Raw genomic sequence first — 21,753 nt, 5'->3', positions numbered from 1 at the left:
CTTTACGAGCGCCTGACGCGCTGGCCGGAGCTGCTTGAGGCCTGAGGGAGGCGCGGCCCAAGCCCTGCCTCTGGATGTTCAGGATTTGGACACTCCGTCCGGCTTGGCTGTCTGAAATTCAGGCAATGTCCGTTTTGCGGGCAGGGCGGCTGGCGGCAGGGCGCGGCCCCGCGGGGCCTGGGCCCGCTGTCTGGCGGCTGCCGCAGGGCGAAACCCAGGGTATTCACCAGCAAGGCGGCTTTGGGCATGGCCCTTGCAATCTACTGCTGCTGCAGAGCGCGCCCGCTTCGAGGCGCCCGCCAACAGGAGACAGCCATCATGAGGACGAAGACGAGCCGCCGCACCTTGCTGGCCACCACGGCCGCAGCCGCCGCAGCAGCAGCCGCCACCCTGGGTGCCATTGGCCTGCCGGGCCTGGCCCTGGCCCAGGGCAAGGACATCCGCATCGCCCATGTCTACAGCAAGACCGGTCCGCTGGAAGCCTATGGCAAGCAGACCCAGACCGGCTTCATGATGGGCCTGGACTACGCCACCGGCGGGACCATGACGGTGGCTGGCAAGAAGATCGTGGTGATCGAGAAGGACGACCAGGGCAAGCCCGATGTGGGCAAGAGCCTGCTGGCCGCTGCCTATGGGGACGACAAGGTCGATCTGGCCGTGGGCCCCACCTCCTCGGGCGTGGCCCTGGCCCTGCTGCCGGTGGCCGAGGAGTACAAGAAGATCCTGCTGGTGGAGCCGGCGGTGGCCGACTCCATCACCGGCGACAAGTGGAACAAGTACATCTTCCGCACCGGCCGCAATTCCTCGCAGGACGCGATTGCCAATGCGGTGGCCCTGGACAAGCCGGGCGTCACCATCGCCACCCTGGCGCAGGACTATGCCTTTGGCCGCGACGGCGTGAAGGCCTTCAAGGACGCGGTCAAGAAGGCCAAGATCGTTCACGAGGAATACCTGCCCACCACCACCACCGACTTCACCGCCGGCGCCCAGCGCCTGATCGACAAGCTCAAGGACCAGCCGGGCCGCAAGGTGATCTTCATCATCTGGGCCGGCGCGGGCAATCCCTTCAAGATTGCCGATCTGGACCTCAAGCGCTACGGCATCGAGATCGCCACCGGCGGCAACATCCTGCCGGCCATGGCCAACTACAAGGCCTTCCCCGGCATGGAGGGGGCCACGTACTACTACTTCGGCATTCCCAAGAACCCGGCCAATGAATGGCTTGTGGCCAACCACTACAAGCAGTTCAAGAGCCCGCCGGACTTCTTCACCGCGGGCGGCATGACGGCCGCCATCGCCGTGGTGGAGGCGCTCAAGAAGACGGGTGGCGAGACCAGCACCAACAAGCTGATCAAGACCATGGAGGGCATGAGCTTCGAGACGCCCAAGGGCCGGATGACTTTCCGCCCCGAGGATCATCAGGCCATGCAGTCCATGTATCACTTCAAGATCAAGGTGGATCCGGCGTTCCCCTGGGGTGTGCCCGAGCTGGTGCGCGAGATCAAGCCCGAGGAAATGCAAGTGCCAGTGCGCAACAAGCGCTGAACTTCGCTCGGCTACTGCGCGGGCACAGGCCGTCGTTGGGCGGTGCTCGGAATCCTCACGACCAGCAAGGTCGTTCCGGTTCCTGCGCTCCGTCCGCCTAGTCCTGTGCCCGCTCGCGACGCCTCGGGCCGTGCCACTTCGCTGAGTTGTTTCTCATGCTCGAAACCCGTGATCTCACCATCCGCTTCGGCGGCCATGTGGCCGTCGACCGCGTCTCCTGCGCCTTCAATCCGGGCACGCTGACGGCCATCGTCGGCCCCAATGGCGCGGGCAAGACCACCTACTTCAACCTGATCTCGGGGCAGCTGCGGGCCAGTGCGGGCACCGTGGCGCTGGACGGGCATGACCTGACCCCGCTGTCGGCGCCGCAGCGCACGCGGCGCGGTCTGGGGCGGGCCTTCCAGCTCACCCAGCTTTTCCCCAATCTCTCGGTGCTGGAGAACGTGCGCCTGGCGGTGCAGGCGCGGCGCGGCCAGGGCCTGGACTTTCTCTCGGTCTGGCTGCATCACCGCGAGCTGCTGGACGAGGCCCGCGCTCTGGTGGAGCGGGTGCGGCTCACGGCGCGCATGGACGTGCCTGCCGCCAGCCTGCCGCATGGCGATCAGCGCAAGCTGGAGGTGGCCATGCTGATTGCCCTGCAGCCCAAGGTCTATATGTTTGACGAACCCACCGCCGGCATGAGCGTGGACGAGGTGCCCGTGGTGCTGGACCTGATCCGCGAGCTCAAGGCCGAGGGCCGCCACACCATTCTGCTGGTGGAGCACAAGATGGACGTGGTGCGCGAGCTGGCCGATCGCATCATCGTGCTGCATATGGGCCAGCTGGTGGCCGATGGCGAGCCCGCCACCGTGATTGCCTCGCCCGTGGTGCAGCAGGCCTATCTGGGCACCGCCATGCCGGAGGCCGCATGAGCGAAACATCCAAGAGCCTGCTGTCCCTGCAGGACGTGCACACCCATGTGGGTGCGTATCACATCCTTCACGGCGTGAACCTGGAAGTGAGCGCCGGCCAGCTGACCATGCTGCTGGGGCGCAACGGCGCGGGCAAGACCAGCACCCTGCGCACCATCATGGGCCTGTGGCGGGCCAGCCGGGGCGAGATCCGCTTCGAGGACCAGCCCATCACCCGCCTGGCCACGCCCGAGATCACCCAGCGCTGCGATATCGCCTATGTGCCCGAGAACATGGGCATCTTCGGCGACCTCACGGTGCGCGAGAACCTCTTGCTGGCCGCGCGCCGTGCGCGCTCGATCGAGCAGATGGACACCCAGCGCCTGGACTGGCTGTTCCAGCTCTTTCCCGCGCTCAAGAAGTTCTGGCTCTACCCCGCCGGCAAGCTCAGCGGCGGCCAGAAGCAGATGCTGGCCATTGCGCGCGCCATGGTGGAGCCGCGCCGCCTCTTGCTGATCGATGAGCCCAGCAAGGGCCTGGCCCCGGCCATCGTGCTCAATCTGGTGGAGGCCTTGCGCGAACTCAAGCGCAGCGGCGGCACCACCGTGCTCCTGGTGGAGCAGAACTTCATGGTGGCCCAGGCCCTGGGCGACCGGGTGGCCGTGATGGACGACGGCCGCATCGTGCACAGCGGCGCCATGGCCGAGCTGGCGGACGACGCGGAACTGCAGCAGCGCCTCTTGGGCCTGTCCCTGGCCGCGCATCAATGAGCAAGCAAAGAGAACCGGCATGAGCACCAGCATGAGCACTGCCCCTTCCGCCAATCCGGCCAGCCCGGCGAACCCCGAGCAGGCCGCGGCCGTGCCCAAGGCGCGCTTCGATTGGATTCCCCTGGCCCTGCTGGCGGGCCTGGCCGGGCTGGCCCTGCCCCTGATCGGCAGCCCCGGCAGCTGGGCCACCCTGACCCTGGCCGGCCTGGCCATGGGCCTGATCATCTTCATCATCGCCTCGGGCCTGACCCTGGTCTTCGGCCTGATGGATGTCTTGAACTTTGGCCACGGCGTCTTCATCGCCCTGGGCGCCTTCATGGCCACCACGGTGCTGGGCGCCATGGGTGGCTGGGTGGCCAGCCCCTCCCTGGCCCTGAATCTGCTGGCCGTGGGCCTGGCGGCCGTGGTGGGCATGGCGGTGGCCGGTGGCGTGGGTCTGGCCTTTGAGCGGGTGCTGGTGCGGCCGGTCTATGGCATGCACCTCAAGCAGATCCTGATCACCATGGGCGGCATGATCATCGGCGAGGAGCTGATCAAGGTGATCTGGGGCGCCCAGCTCACGCCACTGCCGCCGCCGGAAGGTCTGCGCGGCGCCCTGCTGCTGCCGGGCGATGTGGCGGTGGAGAAGCTGCGCCTGCTGGCCGCCGCCGTGGGTCTGGCCGTGTTTGCCGGCCTGCTGCTCCTGCTCAACCGCACCAAGCTGGGCCTGCTGATACGCGCCGGCGTGCAGGACCGCGAGATGGTGGAGAGCCTGGGCTACCGCATCCGCCGCCTCTTCGTGGCGGTCTTCGTGGGCGGCTCGGCCCTGGCCGGCCTGGGCGGCGTGCTCTGGGGCCTGTACCAGCAGGGCGTGACGCCGCAGATCGGCGCCCAGGTCAACACCCTGATCTTCATCGTCATCATCATCGGCGGCCTGGGCTCCACCCTGGGCTGCTTTGTGGGGGCCCTGCTGGTGGGCCTGATGGCCAACTACACCGGCTTTCTGGCGCCCAAGGTGGCGCTGTTCTCCAATATCGGCCTGATGGTCGCCATCCTGCTGTGGCGACCCCAAGGGCTCTATCCGGTCACCAGCCGCTGAAGGAGAGCCGCATGCGTATCCTGTCTTCCTTGCTCTCGCACGACCTGCCGCGCGGCCGTGTCCTGAGCCTGCTGCTGCTGGCCGTGCTGCTGGGCCTGGCCTTCACGCCCTTCATCTTCCCGGGCACCAAGGCCCTGAATGTGGCGGCCAAGATCCTGATCTTCATCGTGCTGGTGGCCAGCTACGACCTGCTGCTGGGCTATACCGGCATCGTCAGCTTTGCCCACACCATGTTCTTCGGCATCGGGGCCTACGGCATCGCCATCGCCAGCAGCCGCCTGGGCGAGGGCTGGGCTGCAGTGGGGGCAGGTCTTGCCGGGGCGCTTGTCGTCTCCCTGCTGCTGTCCCTGCTGATCGGCCTCTTCAGCCTGCGGGTCAAGGCCATCTTCTTTGCCATGATCACCCTGGCCGTGGCCTCGGCCTTCCTGACCCTGGCCTCCCAGCTCTCCGAGCTCACCGGCGGCGAGGACGGGCTGAACTTCAAGGTGCCCGAACTGCTGCAGCCCGGCACTGAGTTTCTGGAGGAGCCCTTTCTGGGCGCGAGTATCGACGGGCGCTTTGCCTCCTACTACCTGCTCTTTGTCGTGGCTCTGGCCCTGGTGCTGCTGATGCTGCGCATCGTCAACTCGCCCTTCGGCCGGGTGCTGCAGGCCATCCGTGAAAACGACTTCCGGGCCGAGGCCATCGGCTATCGCACCGTGGTTTACCGCACGCTCTCCAATGTGCTGGCCGCGCTCTTCGCCACCGTGGCCGGTGCCCTGCTGGCGCTCTGGCTGCGCTACAACGGGCCGGACACCTCGCTGTCCTTCGAGATCATGCTGGACATCCTGCTGATCGTCGTCATCGGCGGCATGGGCACCATCTACGGCGCCGTGGTGGGCAGCGCGCTCTTCGTGCTGGCCCAGAACTATCTGCAGGACCTGATGAAGCTGGGCGCGGTCGCGGTGGAGGGCATTCCCGTGCTGTCCCAGCTGGTCTCGCCCGATCGCTGGCTGCTCTGGCTGGGCCTGCTCTTCGTGCTGGCGGTCTATCACTTTCCCAGCGGCATTGTCGGGCGCCTGCGCGCGCTGCGCCGCCTTTGAGCGTTCCTTCTTCTTCCCGCAGCCGGCTTGGCTTGCAAGCCAGATTCCAAGAAAGGCGTTTGAGATGAAGCGTGCACTTTCGCGTTCGGGCCGTCGGCCACTCTCTGCCCTGACGCTGACGGCCCTGGCCGCCGGCGCGGCCCTGCTGTCGGCCTGCGGCGGTGATGATGAGCCCCCGCCCGCGCTCAATGAGAAGCCCAGCTTTCTGGGCAGCATCCAGAGCACCCGCTACGACGGCAATACCGACGATCTGCTGACCGCCAGCCTGGGCAAGACCGGCCTGGCCGGCGCCGTGGCGCCCGGCTATGCCGACCCGCTCAAACCCACGGCGGCCGAGCTGCGCCGCGCCGCCATCTACAACAACTACCGCGCCCTGGTGGACATGAGCACGGCGGGCGGCTATGGCGTTCTTTATGGCCCCAATGTGGACGCAGCCGGCGTGGCTGGCAGCGGCGAGGGCAAGGTGGCGGGCACCGAATACATCGCCTACAGCGACGACGGCAGCGGCACCCTCAACGCCACCCTGATGGTGCAGGTGCCCAGCAGCTTCGACCCCGCCAATCCCTGCCTGATCACCGCCACCTCCTCGGGCTCGCGCGGCGTCTACGGCGCCATCTCCACCGGCGAGTGGGGGCTCAGGCGCGGCTGCGCCGTGGCCTATACCGACAAGGGTACGGGTGCCGCCCCGCACGACCTGGGCAATGACACCGTGCCCCTGATCGATGGCACGCGCAGCAGTGCTCTGGCTGCCGGCAAGAACGCCGCCTTCCAGAGCGGGCTGACGGCCGCTGAGCTCAGCAGCTTCAATGCCAGCACGCCCAAGCGCTATGCCTTCAAGCATGCCCACAGCGGCCGCAACCCGGAGAAGGACTGGGGCGTGTACACCCTGCAGGCGGTGGAGTTCGCCTACTACGTGCTCAACGAGAACTATGGCGAGGCCGATGCCGCCAGCGGCAAGCGCAAGCTGCGCTACAAGGCCGGCGACATCCTCACCATTGCCTCCAGCATTTCCAATGGCGGCGGTGCGGCCATTGCCGCGGCCGAGCTGGACAGCAAGGGCCTCATCAGCGGCGTGGCCGTCTCGGAGCCGGCCGTGCAGCTGCCGGCCAGCCCGGGCGTGACGGTGCAGCGCGGCGGCACGACCGTGAGCCTCAGCGCCCGCACGCTCTACGACTACACCAGCCTGGCCAATCTCTACCAGCCCTGCGCCGCCCTGGCCCAGGCCGGGGTGCCTGGCGCTGGCTTTGTGGTGGCGTCGTTCGCCGCCAACCGCTGCGCGGCGCTGTCGGCCAAGGGCCTGTTGCCTGGCGCGGCTTCATCCTCCACCGCCGATCTGGCCCAGGCCGCCCTGCAGCAGATGCGCAAGTACGGCTGGGAGGCGGAGTCCGACGCGCTACATGCCTCGCATGCCGCCTTCGAGATCGCCTCGGCCGTGACCGTGACCTTTGCCAACGGCTTGGCGCGCGCAAGCGTCAAGGACAACCTCTGCGGCTACAGCTATGCCTCGACCAGCGCGGCCGGTGTGGTGAATGACCTGGCCCCGGCGGCCCTGGCCGGCATGTTTGCCACCGGCAATGGCGTGCCGCCCAGCGCCGGCGTGCAGCTGGTGAACAACCTGAGCGTGGGCGGGCCGCTGCGCGATCTGCTCTCGCTCTCGCCCAGCACCGGCAAGCAGGACTTCAATATCGACGGCGCCCTGTGCCTGCGCAATCTGCTGACCGGCACCGATGCCGTGGCGGCGCGCCTGCAGACCGGCATCAATGAGACCCGACGCAACGGCAATCTGCGCGGCAAGCCGGCCCTGATCGTGCATGGCCGCTCGGACGCCCTGCTGCCGGTCAACCACACCTCGCGGCCCTATTACGGCCTGAACAAGCTGGCCGAGGGCGCGACCAGCAAGCTCAGCTATATCGAGGTCACCAATGCCCAGCACTTCGACGGCTTCATCGGCCTGCCCGCCGTGCTGCCGGGCTATGACAGCCGCTACATCCCCCTGCACCTCTATCTGTTCCGCGCCCTGGATGCCGTGTATGACAACCTGAAGAAGGGCACGGCCCTGCCGCCCAGCCAGGTGCTGCGCACCGTTCCGCGCGGCGGCACGGCCGGTGCGGCACCCGCCATCACCGCGGCCCATGTGCCGCCCATTGCCAGCAACCCCGCCGCGGGCGATCGCATCGTCTTCAGCGGCAGCACCGTCAACGTACCGGACTGAGGCGCCCAGCCCGAACCCGCGGCCGTGCCTGCCCTCAGGCCCGGCTGCGGCCCCTCACCGCATACCCAAAAGAAGAGGAGCCCCAGCATGTCTTCTAGTCCCAGCTCCCATTACCTGAGCTGCCAGGGCCGCGAGATCCATTACGTCGAGTGGGGGTCAGAGCATGCCGAGACCGTGATCGCCTGGCATGGCCTGGCGCGCACCGCCCGCGATATGGATGAGCTGGCCCGTCACCTCTCCACCCGCTACCGCGTGATCGCGCCCGACACCCTGGGGCGCGGCCTCTCGCAATGGAGCCCGGACCCCGACCGCGAGTACTGCCTGGCCTTCTATGTGAAGCTGGCCACCGCCCTGGTGGATCAGCTGGGTCTGCAGCAGTTCCACTGGGTGGGCACGTCCATGGGCGGGGCCATCGGCACCCTGGCCGCGGCCACCAGCCTGCGGGGCCGTATTCGCCGCCTGGTGCTCAATGACAACGGCCCCGAGCTGGCCGCAGCCGCGATCGAGCGCATACGCAGCTATGCCGGCCAGCCCGCGGCCTTCGACACCGTCAGCGAGCTGGAGCAGTATTTCCGCCAGGTCTACAAGCCCTATGGCTGGCTCAGCGATGCGCAGTGGCGCCTGCTCACCGAAAGCTCGGTGCGCCGCCTGCCCGATGGCCGCGTCACCCCGCAGTACGACCCGGCCATGGTGCGGCAGTTCACCCAGCATCCGCGCGACTACGATCTCTGGGAAGCCTGGGACAGCCTGGATCTGCCCGTGCTGTGCCTGCGTGGTGAGGATTCGGACCTGCTGCTGGCCGAGACCGCCGAGGCCATGCGCCAGCGCGGTCCGCGCGCCGTGGTGGCCACCATCGCGGGCTGCGGCCATGCGCCGGCGCTCAATGTGCCGGCGCAGTTTGCCCTGGTGGAGCGCTTTCTGGAGGCCGCCTGAGGCGCCAGCGAGCAGTCTCAGCTCAGCTCAGGCAGTGTCAGCCAGCGCCTCAGATGGCGGCGCAGGGAAACAAAATCCAGGGGCTTGGTCAGATGCTCGTTCATGCCGGCGGCTAGGCTGGCCTGCACATCGGCATCCAGGGCATGGGCCGTGAGGGCCAGGATCGGAAAGTCGGGAAGCAGGCCCTCGCGCTGCAAGTCGCGCAACCGTCGGGCACATTCCAGCCCGTCCATGCCCGGCATCTGAATGTCCATCAGCACCAGGTCGGGCGCCAGTTCCTGGCATTGCCGCAGCGCGTCCAGGCCATCCTCGGCCAGCCGGGTCTGCACGCCCATGAGGCTCAGGAACTCCAGGGCCACCACCTGGTTGATGTGGTTGTCTTCGACCAGCAGCACCGAGGGCAGGCTCTCATGCCGTAGCGGGGGAGCGCCCGATGCGCTCTCATGATCCGCCTGCGCGGGTGTCCGACCATCCGTGGCGGCCGCCGCCGCCAAAAAGCCATGGGCAGGGGGCGAGGGTTGCAGTGTGATGCTCATCCGGGCCTCTTGATCTTGTCCCTGGGCGGGCCTGTCCGCCACCCAGCTGCCTTGGGGCGATTGGGGACCTGCCTGTGGCCGCATGCGGTCTGCTTGCCGCTTGGCCCCGGGCATGCACCCGGGGATCCAGCCTTGCCGCGCATTGTTGCTGCGGTGGCGCCTCAGCGCAACGACCGTTGATCCACCGACAGGCGGGGCTTGACAGCCGGTCCGGCCCCCGTCCTGAAGGTCTGTCGGGGTCGATTGGGCCTGCTGACAGCTTTGGCGCGGGCGCTCCCTAGAATGCTGCGTCCTGCTTCCCGAGCCCCTACCGCCATGTCAGAAGGTCAGATCCGCATCCGCGGCGCGCGTCAACACAATCTGAAGAACCTGGACCTGGATATCAGGACCGGCGAGCTGACCGTGGTCACCGGGCCCAGCGGCTCGGGCAAGTCCAGCCTGGTCTTCGACACCCTCTATGCCGAGGGCCAGCGCCGCTATGTGGAGACCTTCAGCGCCTATGCGCGGCAGTTCCTGGACCGCATGGACCGCCCGGCGGTGGACAAGGTGGACGGCGTGCCCCCGGCCATCGCCATCGACCAGACCAATCCGGTGCGCACCAGCCGCTCCACCGTGGGCACCATGACGGAGCTCAACGACCACCTGAAGCTGCTGTTCGCCCGCGCCGCCGAGCTCTTCGACAAGCAGACCGCCCGGGCCGTGCGTCACGACACGGCGCAGACGATTTACGCCGAGCTGCTGCAACGAACGCTCACAAATGATCCCAGGCTGATACTCACTTTCCCGGTGGAGCTGCCGGCTAACACCACGGCCGAGCAGGTGCAGCAGTGGCTCTCGGCCAGCGGCTTCACGCGCATCCAGGCCGAGCGCGAGGTGCTGGTGCCGACCGGACCGCGTCCGAGCGGCGCAGGGCCGTCCCAAGCCGCGAGCGCCCCCTCGGGGGGCAGCGCAGCCGCGTCAGCGACAAGCGTGGGGGCACGCAAGGTTCTGGATGTGGTGGCTGACCGCTTCCGCATCCAGGGCGCCGACAAGCAGCGCGCCATGGAGGCCATCGAGCTGGCGCTCAAGCGCGGCAGCGGGCGGCTGAATGTCTATGTGCTGCCTGCCGAGGAAGGCCGCGAGCCCGAGCTCTGGCGCTATTCCACCGGCCTGCACTGCCCCGACAGCGATCTGCGCTACCAGGAGCCTCAGCCGGCGCTGTTCAGCTTCAACTCCGCCATGGGCGCCTGCGAGAGCTGCCGCGGCTTCGGCCGTGTGATCGGCGTGGACCTGGGCCTGGTGATCCCGGACGAGAAGAAGACCCTGCGCGGCGGCGCCATCAAGCCCATGCAGACCCCGGCCTGGAAGGAATGCCAGGACGATCTGATGAAGTACGCCGGCGAGGCCGGCATCCCGCGCGACACGGCCTGGAACCAGCTCACCACCGCCCAGCGCGACTGGGTGGTCAACGGCAGCCCGGCCTGGAACGGCAACTGGAACAAGCAGTGGTACGGGGTCAAGCGCTTCTTCGACTACCTGGAGAGCAAGGCCTACCAGATGCACATCCGCGTGCTCTTGTCCAAGTACCGCAGCTACACCGAATGCCCCAGCTGCCGCGGCGCCCGGCTCAAGACCGAGGCCCTGCTCTGGCGCGTGGGCTCCAAGGCCCTGGCCGATGCGGTGCTGGTGCCCGAGCAGCGCGTGCTGCCGGCCGGTGTGGACTGGAGCCGTGAGCAGCTGGAGGCCCTGCCGGGCCTGTCCCTGCACGACATGATGCTGCTGCCCCTGCACCGGCTGCGCCGCTTCATGGACGAGCTGCAGCTGCCCAGCACCCTGCTGGACGAGGCGCTCAAGCTGCTGCTGGACGAGATCCGCAACCGGCTCAAATACCTCTGCGACGTGGGCATCGGCTACCTGACCCTGGACCGCCAGAGCCGCACGCTCAGCGGCGGCGAGGTGCAGCGCATCAACCTGACCACGGCCCTGGGCACCTCCCTGGTCAACACCCTCTTCGTGCTGGACGAGCCCAGCATCGGCCTGCACCCGCGCGATATGGACCGCATCGTGGTGGCCATGCGCCGCCTGCGCGATGCCGGCAACACCCTGGTGGTGGTGGAGCATGACCCGGCCGTGATGCTGGCGGCCGACCGCCTGATCGATATGGGCCCGGGCCCGGGCGAGAAGGGCGGGGCCATCGTCTTTGACGGCACGCCCGAGCAGATCCGCGCGGCCGACACGCTCACCGGCGCCTACCTGGGCGCGCGCAAGCATGTGGGCATGGGCCTCAAGCGTCCGGTGGAGGCCAGCACGCCCAAGCTCATCCTGGAGGGCGCGCGCGAGCACAACCTCAAGAATCTCAGCGTGGAGTTCCCGCTGCAGCGCATGGTGGCGGTGACCGGCGTCTCGGGCTCGGGCAAGAGCACCCTGATGCAGGACGTGCTCTATCCCGCCCTGGCCCGCCATTTCGGCCAGGCCACCGAGGCGCCGGGCGCGCATGATCGTCTGCTGGGCGCCGATCATCTGGCCGATGCCGTCTTCGTGGACCAGTCGCCCATCGGCAAGACCGCGCGCTCCAACCCCGCCAGCTATGTGGGCGCTTTCGACGAGATCCGCAAGCTCTTCGCCGAGCTGCCCCTGTCCAAGGAGCGCGGCTATACCGCGGGCTTCTTCTCCTTCAATGCCGGCGATGGCCGCTGCCCCACCTGTGGCGGCTCGGGCTTCGAGCCTGTGGAGATGCAGTTCCTCTCCGATGTCTACCTGCGCTGCCCCGACTGCGACGGCCGCCGCTACCGCGCCGAGCTGCTGGACGCCAAGCTGGGCCGCGGCGAGCGTGATTTGAGCGTGGCCGATGTGCTGGAGCTGACGGTGAGCGAGGCCGTGCATCTGTTCCGCGAGGACCGCGAGGTGGTGGCCAAGCTGCAGCCCATCGTGGACGTGGGCCTGGAGTATGTGAAGCTGGGCCAGCCCGTGCCCACGCTCTCCGGCGGCGAGGCCCAGCGCCTGAAGCTGGCCGGCTTCCTGGCCGAGGCCGCGGCCAGCGCCAGCAAGACCCGCCAGGCCGTGGCCAGGAAGGGCACGCTCTTCCTGTTCGATGAGCCCACCACCGGCCTGCATTTCGACGACATTGCCAAGCTGATGCGCGCCATGCGCAAGCTGCTGGCGGCCGGCCATTCCCTGATCCTGATCGAGCACAACCTGGACGTGATCCGCGCGTCCGACTGGGTCATCGACCTGGGGCCCGAGGGCGGCGAGGACGGCGGCGAGCTGGTGGCCCAGGGCACGCCCGAAGAGCTCAAGGAGCACCCGCACTCCCATACCGCGGCGGCGCTGCGCGAGTACGCCCGCGCCATGGACCGCCCGGCCCAGGCGGTGGAGGAGGGCCGGCCCTTGCAGAGCGTGGTGCGCGCGCGCCGCGCCGCGGCCGAGGAGGCCATCCGCATCGTCAATGCCCGCGAGCACAACCTGAAGTCGGTGGATGTGAGCATCCCGCGCGGCAAGTTCAACGTCATCACCGGCGTCTCGGGCTCGGGCAAGAGCACCCTGGCCTTCGACATCCTCTTCAACGAGGGCCAGCGCCGCTATCTGGAGTCGCTCAACGCCTATGCCCGCTCCATCGTGCAGCCGGCGGGCCGGCCCGAGGTGGACGCGGTCTGGGGCATTCCGCCCACCGTGGCCATCGAGCAGCGCCTCTCGCGCGGCGGCCGCAAGAGCACGGTGGCCACCACCACCGAGGTCTGGCATTTCCTGCGTCTGCTCTATGTGAAGCTGGGCGTGCAGCACTGCGTGCACGACGGCACGCCGGTCAAGCCGCAGAGCGTGGAGTCCATCGCGGCCCAGCTGCTGCGCGATTACAAGGGCCAGCATGTGGGCCTGCTCGCCCCGCTGGTGGTCAACCGCAAGGGCCTCTACACCGACCTGGCCAAATGGGCCAAGGCGCGCGGCCACAGCCATCTGCGGGTGGACGGAGAGTTCCTGCCCACCGCGCCCTGGCCGCGCCTGGACCGCTTCAAGGAACACACGCTGGAGCTGCCGGTGGGGGATCTGGTGATCAGCCCCGACAAGGAAGCCGAGCTGCGCGAGCTGCTCGCCAAGGCCCTGGACCATGGCAAGGGCGTGCTGCATCTGCTCGCCCCCCTGGACGGGCTGCAGGATGCCATCAAGGCCGGCCGCAGCACCGCGGGCCTGGGCCAGATCAAGGTCTTCTCCACCAAGCGCGCCTGCCCGACCTGCGGCACCAGCTATCCCGAGCTGGATCCGCGCATGTTCAGCTACAACAGCAAGCATGGCTGGTGCAGCAGCTGCGTGGGGACGGGTCTTGCCCTGACCCGCGAGCAGCGCAAGGCCCTGGACGATTCGGTGCAGGACAAGGACAACAAGGGGCGTGAACAGAGCTTCCCGGCCGAGGAGGCCGAGATCGAGGGCCTGGTCGACCAGCCCTGCCCGGACTGCCAGGGCGCGCGCCTGAACCCGGCCGCGCGCTCGGTGAGCTTCGAAGACCAGTCCATCAGCAGCGTGGCCTCCTGGAGCGTGGGCCAGGCTCGCGCCTGGGTGGAGGGCCTGCGCCTGAGCGGGCGCGAGGCCGATATCGCGCGCGATGTGCTCAGCGAGATCCGCGGCCGGCTGGAGTTCCTGGAGGAGGTGGGCCTGGGCTACCTGACGCTGGACCGGGCCGCGCCCACGCTCTCGGGCGGCGAGGCCCAGCGCATCCGCCTGGCGGCCCAGCTGGGCAGCAATCTGCAGGGCGTCTGCTATGTGCTGGACGAGCCCACCATCGGCCTGCATCCGCGCGACAACCAGATCCTGCTCAAGGCCCTGTCCACCCTGGGCGACAAGGGCAACACCCTGGTGGTGGTGGAGCATGATGAGGACACCATCCGCCGTGCCGACCACATCATCGACATCGGCCCCGGCGCCGGCAAGCGCGGCGGCCAGGTCATCGCCCAGGGCACGGCGGCCGAGCTGGCCGCCCATGCCGACTCGCTCACCGGCCGCTTCCTGGCCCGGCCCCTGCTGCACCCGCTGCAGGAGCGCCGCCCCATCGAGGCCGAGGGCCCGAAGCTCAGCGTGCTGGCCGCCGATCTGCACAATCTGCGCCAGGTGACGGTGGACGTGCCCCTGCACCGCCTGGTGGCCATCACCGGGGTCTCGGGCTCGGGCAAGAGCACCCTGGCGCGCGATGTGCTGCTGGCCAATATGGCCGTGGCCGTGCCCCTGCGCAAGGACCCGGCCCAGTGGAGCGGCTGCGCCGGCATCGTGGGCCACCAGCAGGTGGACCGGGTGCTGGAGGTGGACCAGACCCCCATCGGCAAGACCCCGCGCAGCTGCCCGGCCACCTATATCGGCTTCTGGGACGCCATCCGCAAGCTCTTCGCCGAGACCCTGGAGGCCAAGGCGCGCGGCTATGCACCGGGTCGCTTCAGCTTCAACACCGGCGAGGGCCGCTGCCCCGGCTGCGAGGGCCAGGGCATGAAGACCATCGAGATGAGCTTTCTGCCCGATGTGAAGGTGCTTTGCGACCAGTGCCACGGCCAGCGCTTCAACCCCGAGACCCTGGGCGTGAGCTGGCGGGGAAAAAGCATTGGCGATGTGCTGGCCATGGAGGTGGACGAGGCGGTGGAGTTCTTCGCCTCCATGCCCAATATCGCCCACCCGCTGCAGCTGCTCAAGGATGTGGGCCTGGGCTACCTCACCCTGGGCCAGCCCAGCCCCACGCTATCCGGTGGCGAGGCGCAGCGCATCAAGCTGGTGTCCGAGCTGGTCAAGGTGCGCGACGATGTCACGCGACGCGGCCAGAAGGCGCCGCACACACTCTATGTGCTGGACGAGCCCACCGTGGGCCTGCACATGGCCGATGTGGAGAAGCTGATCCGCGTGCTGCACCGCCTGGTGGCCGGCGGCCACTCGGTGGTGGTGATCGAGCACGATCTGGACGTGATCGCCGAGGCCGACTGGGTCATCGACATGGGCCCCGAGGGCGGCAGCGCTGGTGGCTCGGTGGTGGTGGCCGGCACGCCGGAGGCCGTGGTGGCCTCGGGCAGCCACACCGGACAGGCGCTCAAGCCGGTGCTGAGCCGCGGCCAGGTCTTGGGCTGAGAAGCCTCAGTCCTTGCGCTTGTCGAACTGCTTGGGACGGTAGACGTTGCCGTCCCACTCGCCCTCGCGCGAGCTGCCACGGCGCGCACGCTCGATGGCGGCCTGGGCCTCGCGGTGGGCCTGGCGGCGGCGTTCGCGTTTGTCAAAGGGCCGCTGCAGTGCTTGCACCAGACGATCACCCAGCCTGGCCAGGCGCTGGCGCCGAGCCGGACCGAGCATCATGTGCAGGGCCAGGGCCAGACAGATCAGCAGACCCAGGCTGGCGAGAATCGTGTGGAGCAGTGGCATGGTGATGGCGGCGATGTCATGGCATGCTAGCCCAGAAGCCCCGCCCCGTTGACGCTTTCTTGGGGGGTTAAGGGGCGGGGCCCGCCACCACCACCTTGACTAGGCGACCGGTGGCCGGCGGCGTGCGCGCATCGCCGTAGCGCCCGTTGAGCAGGCGCAGCCGGCCCTCACTGAGTACCGAGCCCTTGGCCAGCTCGGCAAAACCACCGGCGGGGAAGGGCTTGAGCGCAAGCTTCCAGGGGCGGGCCAGCTGGCGGTCCTCGGCGCTGAGCGAGCGGAAGCTCTCCACGCTCTGGCGCAGGGCCAAGCGCTGCTGCTGCAGTGCCTGGCCGTCACGGGCCAGCGGACTCAGGGCATAGACCTGACCCTTGCTGCTGGTGATCAGGGTCAGCTCGGCCATGCTGCGCTGTCCCTGGGCGTTGCGGCGCCAGCCGCTGAACTGGGTAGCGGCCAGGCCATTGATGCGGCGGCTCTCGGTGCGGCCCTGCTCGGCTCCCCATTGGCGCAGGATGGCCTCGTGCGAGCTGCCGGCCCGTGGCGGCAGGCCCTGCAGCTGCAGGGCGGCGTCGCGGCCTGGAGCGATCAGGGTCAGGGTCTCGGCCCCGTTCTGGATCTGCCAGCCCTCGGGCGCCGTCAGGGCAATGTCCAGCTCCGGGTGCAGGAACTGGCGCCCGCGCACCAGGCCCTGGGCCGGGCTGTCGCCATAGGGCATGCCCTCGATGGCCTTGAGGAAGGCGTCGCGCCCCGACTCCGGCGGCTTGGCGGCGGTGTTGCCGGCCAGGTTGGCCGCCTCATCCCGGATACGCTGCAGGCGCTCCTCATTGCTGGGGTGGCTGGCCAGCCAGCCGCCGCCGCCGGGCGCCGGCCTACCTTGGGCCCGGGCCTGGTCGGCCGCGAAGCGCTCCTGGTCCTTGAGCACCTGGATCACATCGATCATGTGCCTCGGGTCGTAATGACTGCGCGAGAGGTATTCGGCCCCCAGCTGATCGGCCTGCAGCTCCTGCTCGCGGCTGTAGGCCGCCACATAGCCGGCCGCCACACCCTGGGAGACCTGGCCGGCCAGATCGGTGGCGCCGCCCACGCCCCGCGACTCCAGCACCGCACCCAGCACGGTCGCTGCCAGCACGCCCAGGCCGGCGTTTTGCTGGCGGGTGGCGCGCTGGGCGCCGTGGCGGGCCGTGACATGGCCGATCTCATGGCCGATGACCCCGGCCAGATCGGCCTCACTCTCCATATAGGCCATGAGGCCGCGGGTCACGTAGACATAGCCGCCGGGCAGGGCAAAGGCATTGACCTCGGGGCTGTCCAGCACCGTGAAGTGCCACTCCAGCTCCGCCCGGTGAGATTGGGCGGCCAGCTTCTGACCCAGGGTGTTCACATAGGCCTGCAGGGCCGGGTTCTGGAGCACGCCGTATTCCTTGAGCACGGACTGGTGGGCGCGCCGCCCCTGCTCCAGCTCCTGGCTCAGGCTCATGACCGTGCGTTCGGCCCGGCCGCTGACCGGGTTGACCACGGTGCTGCCGCAGCCGGCGAGCAGCACGGCCAGCGCCAGGCCCAGCGCCCGCACCGGGCGCGCCGCAACAGGCTTGATCATGCCCAGCGTCCTCTGGCTCAGTCGGTTCCGCCCTGGGGTGCCTGGCGCTGAGTCCACAGCGTCAGCACGCTCTCGGGCACTTCGCGGCTGAGCGCGTCGCGCCAGTTCAGATCCTGCAGGCGCGCACGCTCGTCAGGGCTGAGCTGGGACTCGTCGCCGCCCAGCAGGGCGATGGGTGCCAGGGCCGCAGCGGTCTTGGTCCGCTCGAACATAGGCTCCCAGGCGGTGGCGTCCTGGTCCACGGCGATCATGAAGCCGGTGCACCAGTCCTCCGCATCGACCAGCTCCGCGCCATCTTCCTGCTCGGCGACGCTGAAGATGGGCTCCCAGGCTTCCGGCCGCTGAGCCAGCTGGCAGGCGATGCCATGCAGATGACGCAAGACCAGCAGGCTGAGCTTCTTGCGCTGCTTGCCGCTGGCGAAGGGGGCCAGGCCATCGGCCCCGTCACCGCCCCAGACCGTGGGCAGCCAGGCCGCGCCCGGCAATTCGGGCAGGGGCCGCGGGCTCAGCAGCAGGGCCGAGAGGTAGCCATCCAGGGCTTCGATATTGAGGGCGGCATCGCTGGGCAGGGCCGCGAGCATATCGTCCAGCAGATTGAGTTCGTCGTCCGACAAGGGCAGATTGTCGGAGGCGGGGTTGTAGCGCGGATATTCCATGGCTGTGCAATTGGGGGTTGAAATCAGCCGTGGCGGCCGTGGCGGCTCTTGGGCTTCTTGGCGTCGAACTCGGCGATCTGGGTCTTGAGCAGGGCCAGCAGCACCCGGGCATTGGCCTCGGTCAGGCTGATCACGCTGCTGGGCTCGATGCCGTCCAGGGGCTGCTTGGGGCTCACCAGGGCATCCACCTTGAACATCACCAGGCCGTTGTTGGTGTTGGAGGCGGCCTTGAACTTCTGGATCTCGATCTGGTGCGTCTTCATGGCGTGATTCTCGGTGATGGCGGGCGCAGCCGCTACAGTGCGGCGCCATGCCCAAGAATACCGACACCCCGCCCTTGTCTGCCAGCCCCGAGGCGCAGCGCCTGGGCCGTCCGCTCTCGGGCTGGCGGCTCAAGGCCTACACCATCATCTTCGAGGCGGATACCCGCGCCGGTCGAGCCTTCGATCTGGGCCTGATCGCCCTGGTGCTGTTCAGCGTGCTGGTGGTGATGCTGGAGAGCGTGGCCGCCATCGACGCCCGCTTTGGCGAGCTTTTCAATGGGGTGGAGTATCTGCTCACGGCGATCTTCACCCTCGAGTACCTGCTGCGCCTGGCCTGCGTGCGCCACCCCTGGCGCTATGCCCGCAGCTTCTACGGTGTGGTGGACCTGCTGGCGGTGCTACCCACCTATCTGGCCTTGCTGGTTCCCGAACTCTATGCCCTGGTGGATGTGCGGGTGCTGCGCCTGCTGCGTGTGTTCCGGGTGCTCAAGCTCAGCGCCTATGTGGCGGAGTACGCCATGCTGGCATATGCCCTGCGTGCCAGCGCCCGCAAGATCCAGGTCTTCATCTCCGTGGTGCTGATGGTGGTGGTGATCATGGGCACGGTGATGTATGTGGTCGAGGGGCCGGCCAACGGTTTTACCAGCATCCCGGCCAGCATCTACTGGGCCATCACCACCATGACCACGGTGGGCTTCGGGGACATCACGCCCAAGACCGATCTCGGGCGGGCGATTGCCTCCTGCATGATGCTGCTGGGTTGGGGCGTGCTGGCCGTGCCCACCGGCATTGTGACGGCCGAGATGACGGCGGCGCGCCGTGATCGGCCGGCCACCACCCGAAGCTGCCACGCCTGCCTGAGCGAAGGGCATCTGCCCGAGGCGCGCTTCTGCCGCGACTGCGGCGCCCGACTGCCGCCCTATCAGCGTGAGTGAGCGCCTGCGCGCAGGCGCTGGAACAGGCTGAGCGCGCCCACGATCAGGGCGCCGGCCAGCACCCCGGTCAGGGCATCGGCCAGCAATTCCACCAGGCTCTGCAGGCCGCCGCTGACGCCCAGGGCCTGGACCAGGTGGTGGATCAAGTCATGGGCGCCGGGCAGGCCGTGGGTCAGGATGCCACCGCCCACCAGGAACATGGCGGCGGTGCCGGCCACCGAGAGCGACTTCATCAGCCAGGGCGCGGCGGCCAGGATGGCACGCCCCAGCCCGGCCGTGGCCGGGCGCCGGCTGAGGGCCAGGCCGGCGTCATCCAGCTTCACGATGCCGGCGACCAGGCCATAGACGCCCACGGTCATCAAGAGGGCGATGCCCGAGAGCACCAGCAGCCGGGTCGTGAAATCGGCCCCGGCCACCGTGCCCAGGGTGATGGCGATGATTTCGGCCGAGAGGATGAAGTCGGTGCGCACGGCGCCACGGATCTTGTCTCGCTCGAAGGCCACCAGGTCCACCTGGGGATCGGCGGCGGCCTGGCGCCGAGCCTGCTCCTCGGCCCCGACCTCAGCCGCGTCATGCAGAAACTTGTGCGCCAGCTTCTCGAAGCCCTCGAAGCACAGGAAAGCGCCACCCAGCATCAGCAGCGGGGTCACGGCCCAGGGGGCGAAGGCGCTGATCAGCAGGGCTGCCGGCACCAGGATGGCCTTGTTGATCAGCGAGCCCTTGGCCACCGCCCAGACCACCGGCAGCTCGCGTTCGGCGGCAACACCTGACACCTGCTGGGCGTTCAGGGCCAGATCGTCACCCAGCACGCCGCTGGTCTTCTTGGCGGCCAGCTTGGACAGCAGGGCCACGTCGTCCAGCACTGTGGTGATGTCGTCGAGCAGGGCGAGCAGGCTGGAGGCCATGGTGTCAGGTCGTGTTGGAATGGCTGCACTTGTACCGCAAACCAAGGGCGCTTCCACAATTTGTTGGCCAGCCTCGGGGGGGTCAGGACTTGCTAATCGGCCGGGCCTGACCTAAGTTGCACCATGGCCAGACCCCCACGCATCGAGTTCGCAGGCGCCGTCTACCATGTCACTACCCTGGCGGGATCAGGTGGCGCCATCTTCCATGACGACGAAGACCGCGCCGGACTGCTGGCGGTGCTGGCCCAGGCTATGCACCGCTTTGACGCCCAGCTGCTGGCTTACAGCTTCGCGCAGGATCATTACCAATTGCTGCTCTACACCCGCCGGCCCAATCTGTCGCGCCTGATGCGGCATGTCAACGGCGTCTACACCCAGAGCTACAACCGCCGCGGCGGCGAGGAGGGGGCCCTGTTCCGCGGGCGCTTCAAGGCGGTGCTGGTGGACCGGGATCAGCGCCTGCTCGATGTCTGCCGCTATGTGGATCTGAGCGCACAGCGCCTGGGGCTGGTGCGGCAAGGCCAGGACTGGCCCTGGCACAGCCTGGGCGCGCACACAGGCCTGGAGTCTGCGCCCGACTGGCTGGATGTGGAGGGCTTGTTCGGTCATGTGCTGGGGCGGCTGCCGCGCAACGCCGCCGACCGGCGTCGTGCTGCCGAGCGCTATGCCCAGTTGCTGGCGTCCGAGCCGGGTCTGGATATCTGGCCTCATCTGCGCCAGCAGATCTTCCTGGGCGACGCCGACTTTGCCCGGCGCATGCGGGTCCATCTGGGCCTGGATGGGGCGGCCACCGCGCGCGTGCGGCGGCCGGCGCGTTCCTGGGGGCAGTGGTTGCGGGAGAGTGCAACGCGGGAGCAGGCCCTGTACCGTGCGCACACCGAGGGCGGGCTTTCCATGACGGCGCTGGCCCAGGAGCTGGGCTTGTCGGTCTCCCGCGTCAGCCGCCTGATTGCCGCGCACGAGCGCGCCCTGCAGTTGGCCTCGCCCGTGTCCTGATGCGTCAGTGTTTGCGCCTTGCCGCCGCGGCACTGCTGGCGGCGCCGCTGCTGCTTGCGCCCGGTGTCGCGCAGGCGGCCCCGCCCGCCAGGGACGTGGCGGTCCAGCCCTATGCCGGCCCGCTGTTTGATGCGCATCTTCATTACAACGACGAGGCGCAGCAGCCTCATCCCCTGCCGGATGTGCTGGCGCGGCTGCAGCGCAGCGGCGTGAGGGCGGCGCTGGTCAATAGCCGGCCCAATGCCGGCACCTTGAGTCTGGCGGCGGCGCGGGAGGCCACGGCGGCGGCGGGTGTCCGGGTCGTGCCCTTTGTGCGCCTCTATCGCAACCGGGCCGACTACAGCGGCTGGTTTGCCGACGCCAGCATCTACCAAATGGTGCTGGACGAGCTGGCGCGGGGCACGCCGGCCGGGCCCTATCGCGGCCTGGGCGAGTTTCACCTCTATGACAGTGCGCATGCCGATGGCCCCGTGGCTCGGCAGCTGATGCAGCTCGCGGCCGAGCGCGGCCTGCTGGTGCTGGCCCATGTGGACGATGTGGCGATCGAGAAGCTCATGGCTCACGCGCCCACCGCACGCATGATCTGGGCCCACACCGGCATAGGCGGCGTGCCCCTTGAGCGCGTGCGCGAGTTGCTGGCACGCTATCCAGGCCTGATGGGCGAGCTGTCCTATCGACCCGGCCTGCTGGAGGATGGGCGCCTGACTCCGGCCTGGCGCAGCTTGCTGAGCGAGCAGCCAGGACGCTTTCTGCTGGGTTCGGACACCTGGATCAATGCGCGCTGGCAGTACTACGAGGCGCTGATGGCGCAGGCCCGCGCTTGGCTGGGGGACTTGCCGCCCGCGGCGGCCCGGCAGATCGCCTGGGGCAATGGGGCGGCCCTGTTCGGCTTGGATTGACACCGGTCTCCGACGCGGCAGCCTAGCGCCGTGCTCGCCCGAATACGATGCTTGCCCAGCCGGCTTGACGTCGATATCGCGCTGCCGCTACCCTGGGCA

17 protein-coding genes are annotated in these 21,753 nt (G+C 68.6%); 11 read left to right on the top strand and 6 right to left on the bottom strand.

From position 1 onward, the window contains the following. Positions 1-318 precede the first annotated feature (318 nt). The 7 genes from ACK5F2_RS05760 to ACK5F2_RS05730 all read left to right on the top strand — a co-directional run bounded on the left by ACK5F2_RS05760 (position 319) and on the right by ACK5F2_RS05730 (position 8,510). Complete coding sequence (locus ACK5F2_RS05760) at positions 319-1,545, top strand: substrate-binding domain-containing protein (RefSeq protein ID WP_409863417.1); 1,227 nt, start codon at positions 319-321, stop codon at positions 1,543-1,545. Between the two features lie 155 nt (positions 1,546-1,700). Beyond that, positions 1,701-2,456, top strand: coding sequence for an ABC transporter ATP-binding protein (locus ACK5F2_RS05755; RefSeq protein ID WP_409863415.1), 756 nt, complete (start codon positions 1,701-1,703; stop codon positions 2,454-2,456). Beyond that, complete coding sequence (locus tag ACK5F2_RS05750) at positions 2,453-3,205, top strand: ABC transporter ATP-binding protein (protein WP_409863413.1); 753 nt, start codon at positions 2,453-2,455, stop codon at positions 3,203-3,205. Before ACK5F2_RS05755 ends, ACK5F2_RS05750 begins: the two co-directional genes overlap by 4 nt. A 31-nt stretch (positions 3,206-3,236) precedes the next feature. Then, positions 3,237-4,283 (top strand): branched-chain amino acid ABC transporter permease, encoded by a 1,047-nt coding sequence (locus ACK5F2_RS05745; protein WP_409863412.1) that lies wholly within the window; start codon positions 3,237-3,239, stop codon positions 4,281-4,283. Positions 4,284-4,300: 17 nt separating this feature from the next. Next, complete coding sequence (locus ACK5F2_RS05740) at positions 4,301-5,365, top strand: branched-chain amino acid ABC transporter permease (protein WP_409863419.1); 1,065 nt, start codon at positions 4,301-4,303, stop codon at positions 5,363-5,365. A gap of 64 nt (positions 5,366-5,429) precedes the next feature. Then, positions 5,430-7,577 (top strand): D-(-)-3-hydroxybutyrate oligomer hydrolase, encoded by a 2,148-nt coding sequence (locus ACK5F2_RS05735; protein WP_409863411.1) that lies wholly within the window; start codon positions 5,430-5,432, stop codon positions 7,575-7,577. Between the two features lie 87 nt (positions 7,578-7,664). Beyond that, on the top strand, positions 7,665-8,510 hold the full coding sequence (locus tag ACK5F2_RS05730) for an alpha/beta fold hydrolase (protein ID WP_409863410.1): 846 nt from the start codon (positions 7,665-7,667) through the stop codon (positions 8,508-8,510). 17 nt (positions 8,511-8,527) lie between these two features. Here ACK5F2_RS05730 and ACK5F2_RS05725 read toward each other — a convergent pair whose 3' ends face one another. Continuing rightward, positions 8,528-9,046, bottom strand: a complete 519-nt coding sequence (locus ACK5F2_RS05725; protein ID WP_409863408.1) for a response regulator — start codon at positions 9,044-9,046, stop codon at positions 8,528-8,530. A gap of 315 nt (positions 9,047-9,361) precedes the next feature. Here ACK5F2_RS05725 and uvrA point away from each other — a divergent pair, with 315 nt between their 5' ends. Further along, entirely contained in the window at positions 9,362-15,118 is a 5,757-nt protein-coding gene (gene uvrA / locus ACK5F2_RS05720) for an excinuclease ABC subunit UvrA (RefSeq protein ID WP_409863407.1), read from the top strand. Between the two features lie 6 nt (positions 15,119-15,124). Here uvrA and ACK5F2_RS05715 read toward each other — a convergent pair whose 3' ends face one another. The 4 genes from ACK5F2_RS05715 to ACK5F2_RS05700 form a co-directional block, all read right to left on the bottom strand. Further along, positions 15,125-15,406, bottom strand: a complete 282-nt coding sequence (locus tag ACK5F2_RS05715; RefSeq protein WP_409863406.1) for a hypothetical protein — start codon at positions 15,404-15,406, stop codon at positions 15,125-15,127. A 67-nt stretch (positions 15,407-15,473) separates the two neighbouring features. Further along, positions 15,474-17,000, bottom strand: coding sequence for a M48 family metalloprotease (locus ACK5F2_RS05710; RefSeq protein WP_409863405.1), 1,527 nt, complete (start codon positions 16,998-17,000; stop codon positions 15,474-15,476). A 17-nt stretch (positions 17,001-17,017) separates the two neighbouring features. Further along, positions 17,018-17,656 carry a UPF0149 family protein gene (locus ACK5F2_RS05705; RefSeq protein WP_409863403.1) on the bottom strand — a complete coding sequence of 213 codons (639 nt, stop codon included), beginning with the start codon at positions 17,654-17,656 and terminating at the stop codon, positions 17,018-17,020. Positions 17,657-17,679: 23 nt separating this feature from the next. Then, positions 17,680-17,919, bottom strand: a complete 240-nt coding sequence (locus tag ACK5F2_RS05700; RefSeq protein WP_409863401.1) for a hypothetical protein — start codon at positions 17,917-17,919, stop codon at positions 17,680-17,682. Between the two features lie 47 nt (positions 17,920-17,966). Here ACK5F2_RS05700 and ACK5F2_RS05695 point away from each other — a divergent pair, with 47 nt between their 5' ends. Continuing rightward, positions 17,967-18,854 carry an ion transporter gene (locus ACK5F2_RS05695; RefSeq protein ID WP_409863400.1) on the top strand — a complete coding sequence of 296 codons (888 nt, stop codon included), beginning with the start codon at positions 17,967-17,969 and terminating at the stop codon, positions 18,852-18,854. Here ACK5F2_RS05695 and ACK5F2_RS05690 read toward each other — a convergent pair. Next, positions 18,842-19,759, bottom strand: coding sequence for a DUF808 domain-containing protein (locus tag ACK5F2_RS05690; RefSeq protein ID WP_409863399.1), 918 nt, complete (start codon positions 19,757-19,759; stop codon positions 18,842-18,844). The genes ACK5F2_RS05695 and ACK5F2_RS05690 overlap by 13 nt on opposite strands. Before the next feature lie 123 nt (positions 19,760-19,882). Here ACK5F2_RS05690 and ACK5F2_RS05685 point away from each other — a divergent pair, with 123 nt between their 5' ends. Further along, positions 19,883-20,755 carry a transposase gene (locus ACK5F2_RS05685; protein WP_409863398.1) on the top strand — a complete coding sequence of 291 codons (873 nt, stop codon included), beginning with the start codon at positions 19,883-19,885 and terminating at the stop codon, positions 20,753-20,755. Beyond that, positions 20,755-21,654, top strand: a complete 900-nt coding sequence (locus ACK5F2_RS05680) for an amidohydrolase family protein (RefSeq protein WP_409863397.1) — start codon at positions 20,755-20,757, stop codon at positions 21,652-21,654. Before ACK5F2_RS05685 ends, ACK5F2_RS05680 begins: the two co-directional genes overlap by 1 nt. Positions 21,655-21,753 lie beyond the last annotated feature (99 nt).

Source organism: Roseateles sp. (genome assembly GCF_046300915.1).
Classification (GTDB): Bacteria; Pseudomonadota; Gammaproteobacteria; order Burkholderiales; family Burkholderiaceae_C; genus Kinneretia.
This window is presented reverse-complemented; position numbering and strand designations above follow the sequence as displayed.

Excerpts from the sequence above, each read along its gene's own strand:
- ACK5F2_RS05760 (WP_409863417.1), top strand. The coding sequence starts at position 319 with ATGAGGACGAAGACGAGCCGCCGCACCTTGCTGGCCACCACGGCCGCA.
- ACK5F2_RS05755 (WP_409863415.1), top strand. The coding sequence starts at position 1,701 with ATGCTCGAAACCCGTGATCTCACCATCCGCTTCGGCGGCCATGTGGCC.
- ACK5F2_RS05750 (WP_409863413.1), top strand. The coding sequence starts at position 2,453 with ATGAGCGAAACATCCAAGAGCCTGCTGTCCCTGCAGGACGTGCACACC.
- ACK5F2_RS05745 (WP_409863412.1), top strand. The coding sequence starts at position 3,237 with ATGAGCACTGCCCCTTCCGCCAATCCGGCCAGCCCGGCGAACCCCGAG.
- ACK5F2_RS05735 (WP_409863411.1), top strand. The coding sequence starts at position 5,430 with ATGAAGCGTGCACTTTCGCGTTCGGGCCGTCGGCCACTCTCTGCCCTG.
- ACK5F2_RS05730 (WP_409863410.1), top strand. The coding sequence starts at position 7,665 with ATGTCTTCTAGTCCCAGCTCCCATTACCTGAGCTGCCAGGGCCGCGAG.
- ACK5F2_RS05725 (WP_409863408.1), bottom strand. The coding sequence starts at position 9,046 with ATGAGCATCACACTGCAACCCTCGCCCCCTGCCCATGGCTTTTTGGCG.
- uvrA (WP_409863407.1), top strand. The coding sequence starts at position 9,362 with ATGTCAGAAGGTCAGATCCGCATCCGCGGCGCGCGTCAACACAATCTG.
- ACK5F2_RS05715 (WP_409863406.1), bottom strand. The coding sequence starts at position 15,406 with ATGCCACTGCTCCACACGATTCTCGCCAGCCTGGGTCTGCTGATCTGT.
- ACK5F2_RS05710 (WP_409863405.1), bottom strand. The coding sequence starts at position 17,000 with ATGATCAAGCCTGTTGCGGCGCGCCCGGTGCGGGCGCTGGGCCTGGCG.
- ACK5F2_RS05705 (WP_409863403.1), bottom strand. The coding sequence starts at position 17,656 with ATGGAATATCCGCGCTACAACCCCGCCTCCGACAATCTGCCCTTGTCG.
- ACK5F2_RS05700 (WP_409863401.1), bottom strand. The coding sequence starts at position 17,919 with ATGAAGACGCACCAGATCGAGATCCAGAAGTTCAAGGCCGCCTCCAAC.
- ACK5F2_RS05695 (WP_409863400.1), top strand. The coding sequence starts at position 17,967 with ATGCCCAAGAATACCGACACCCCGCCCTTGTCTGCCAGCCCCGAGGCG.
- ACK5F2_RS05690 (WP_409863399.1), bottom strand. The coding sequence starts at position 19,759 with ATGGCCTCCAGCCTGCTCGCCCTGCTCGACGACATCACCACAGTGCTG.
- ACK5F2_RS05685 (WP_409863398.1), top strand. The coding sequence starts at position 19,883 with ATGGCCAGACCCCCACGCATCGAGTTCGCAGGCGCCGTCTACCATGTC.
- ACK5F2_RS05680 (WP_409863397.1), top strand. The coding sequence starts at position 20,755 with ATGCGTCAGTGTTTGCGCCTTGCCGCCGCGGCACTGCTGGCGGCGCCG.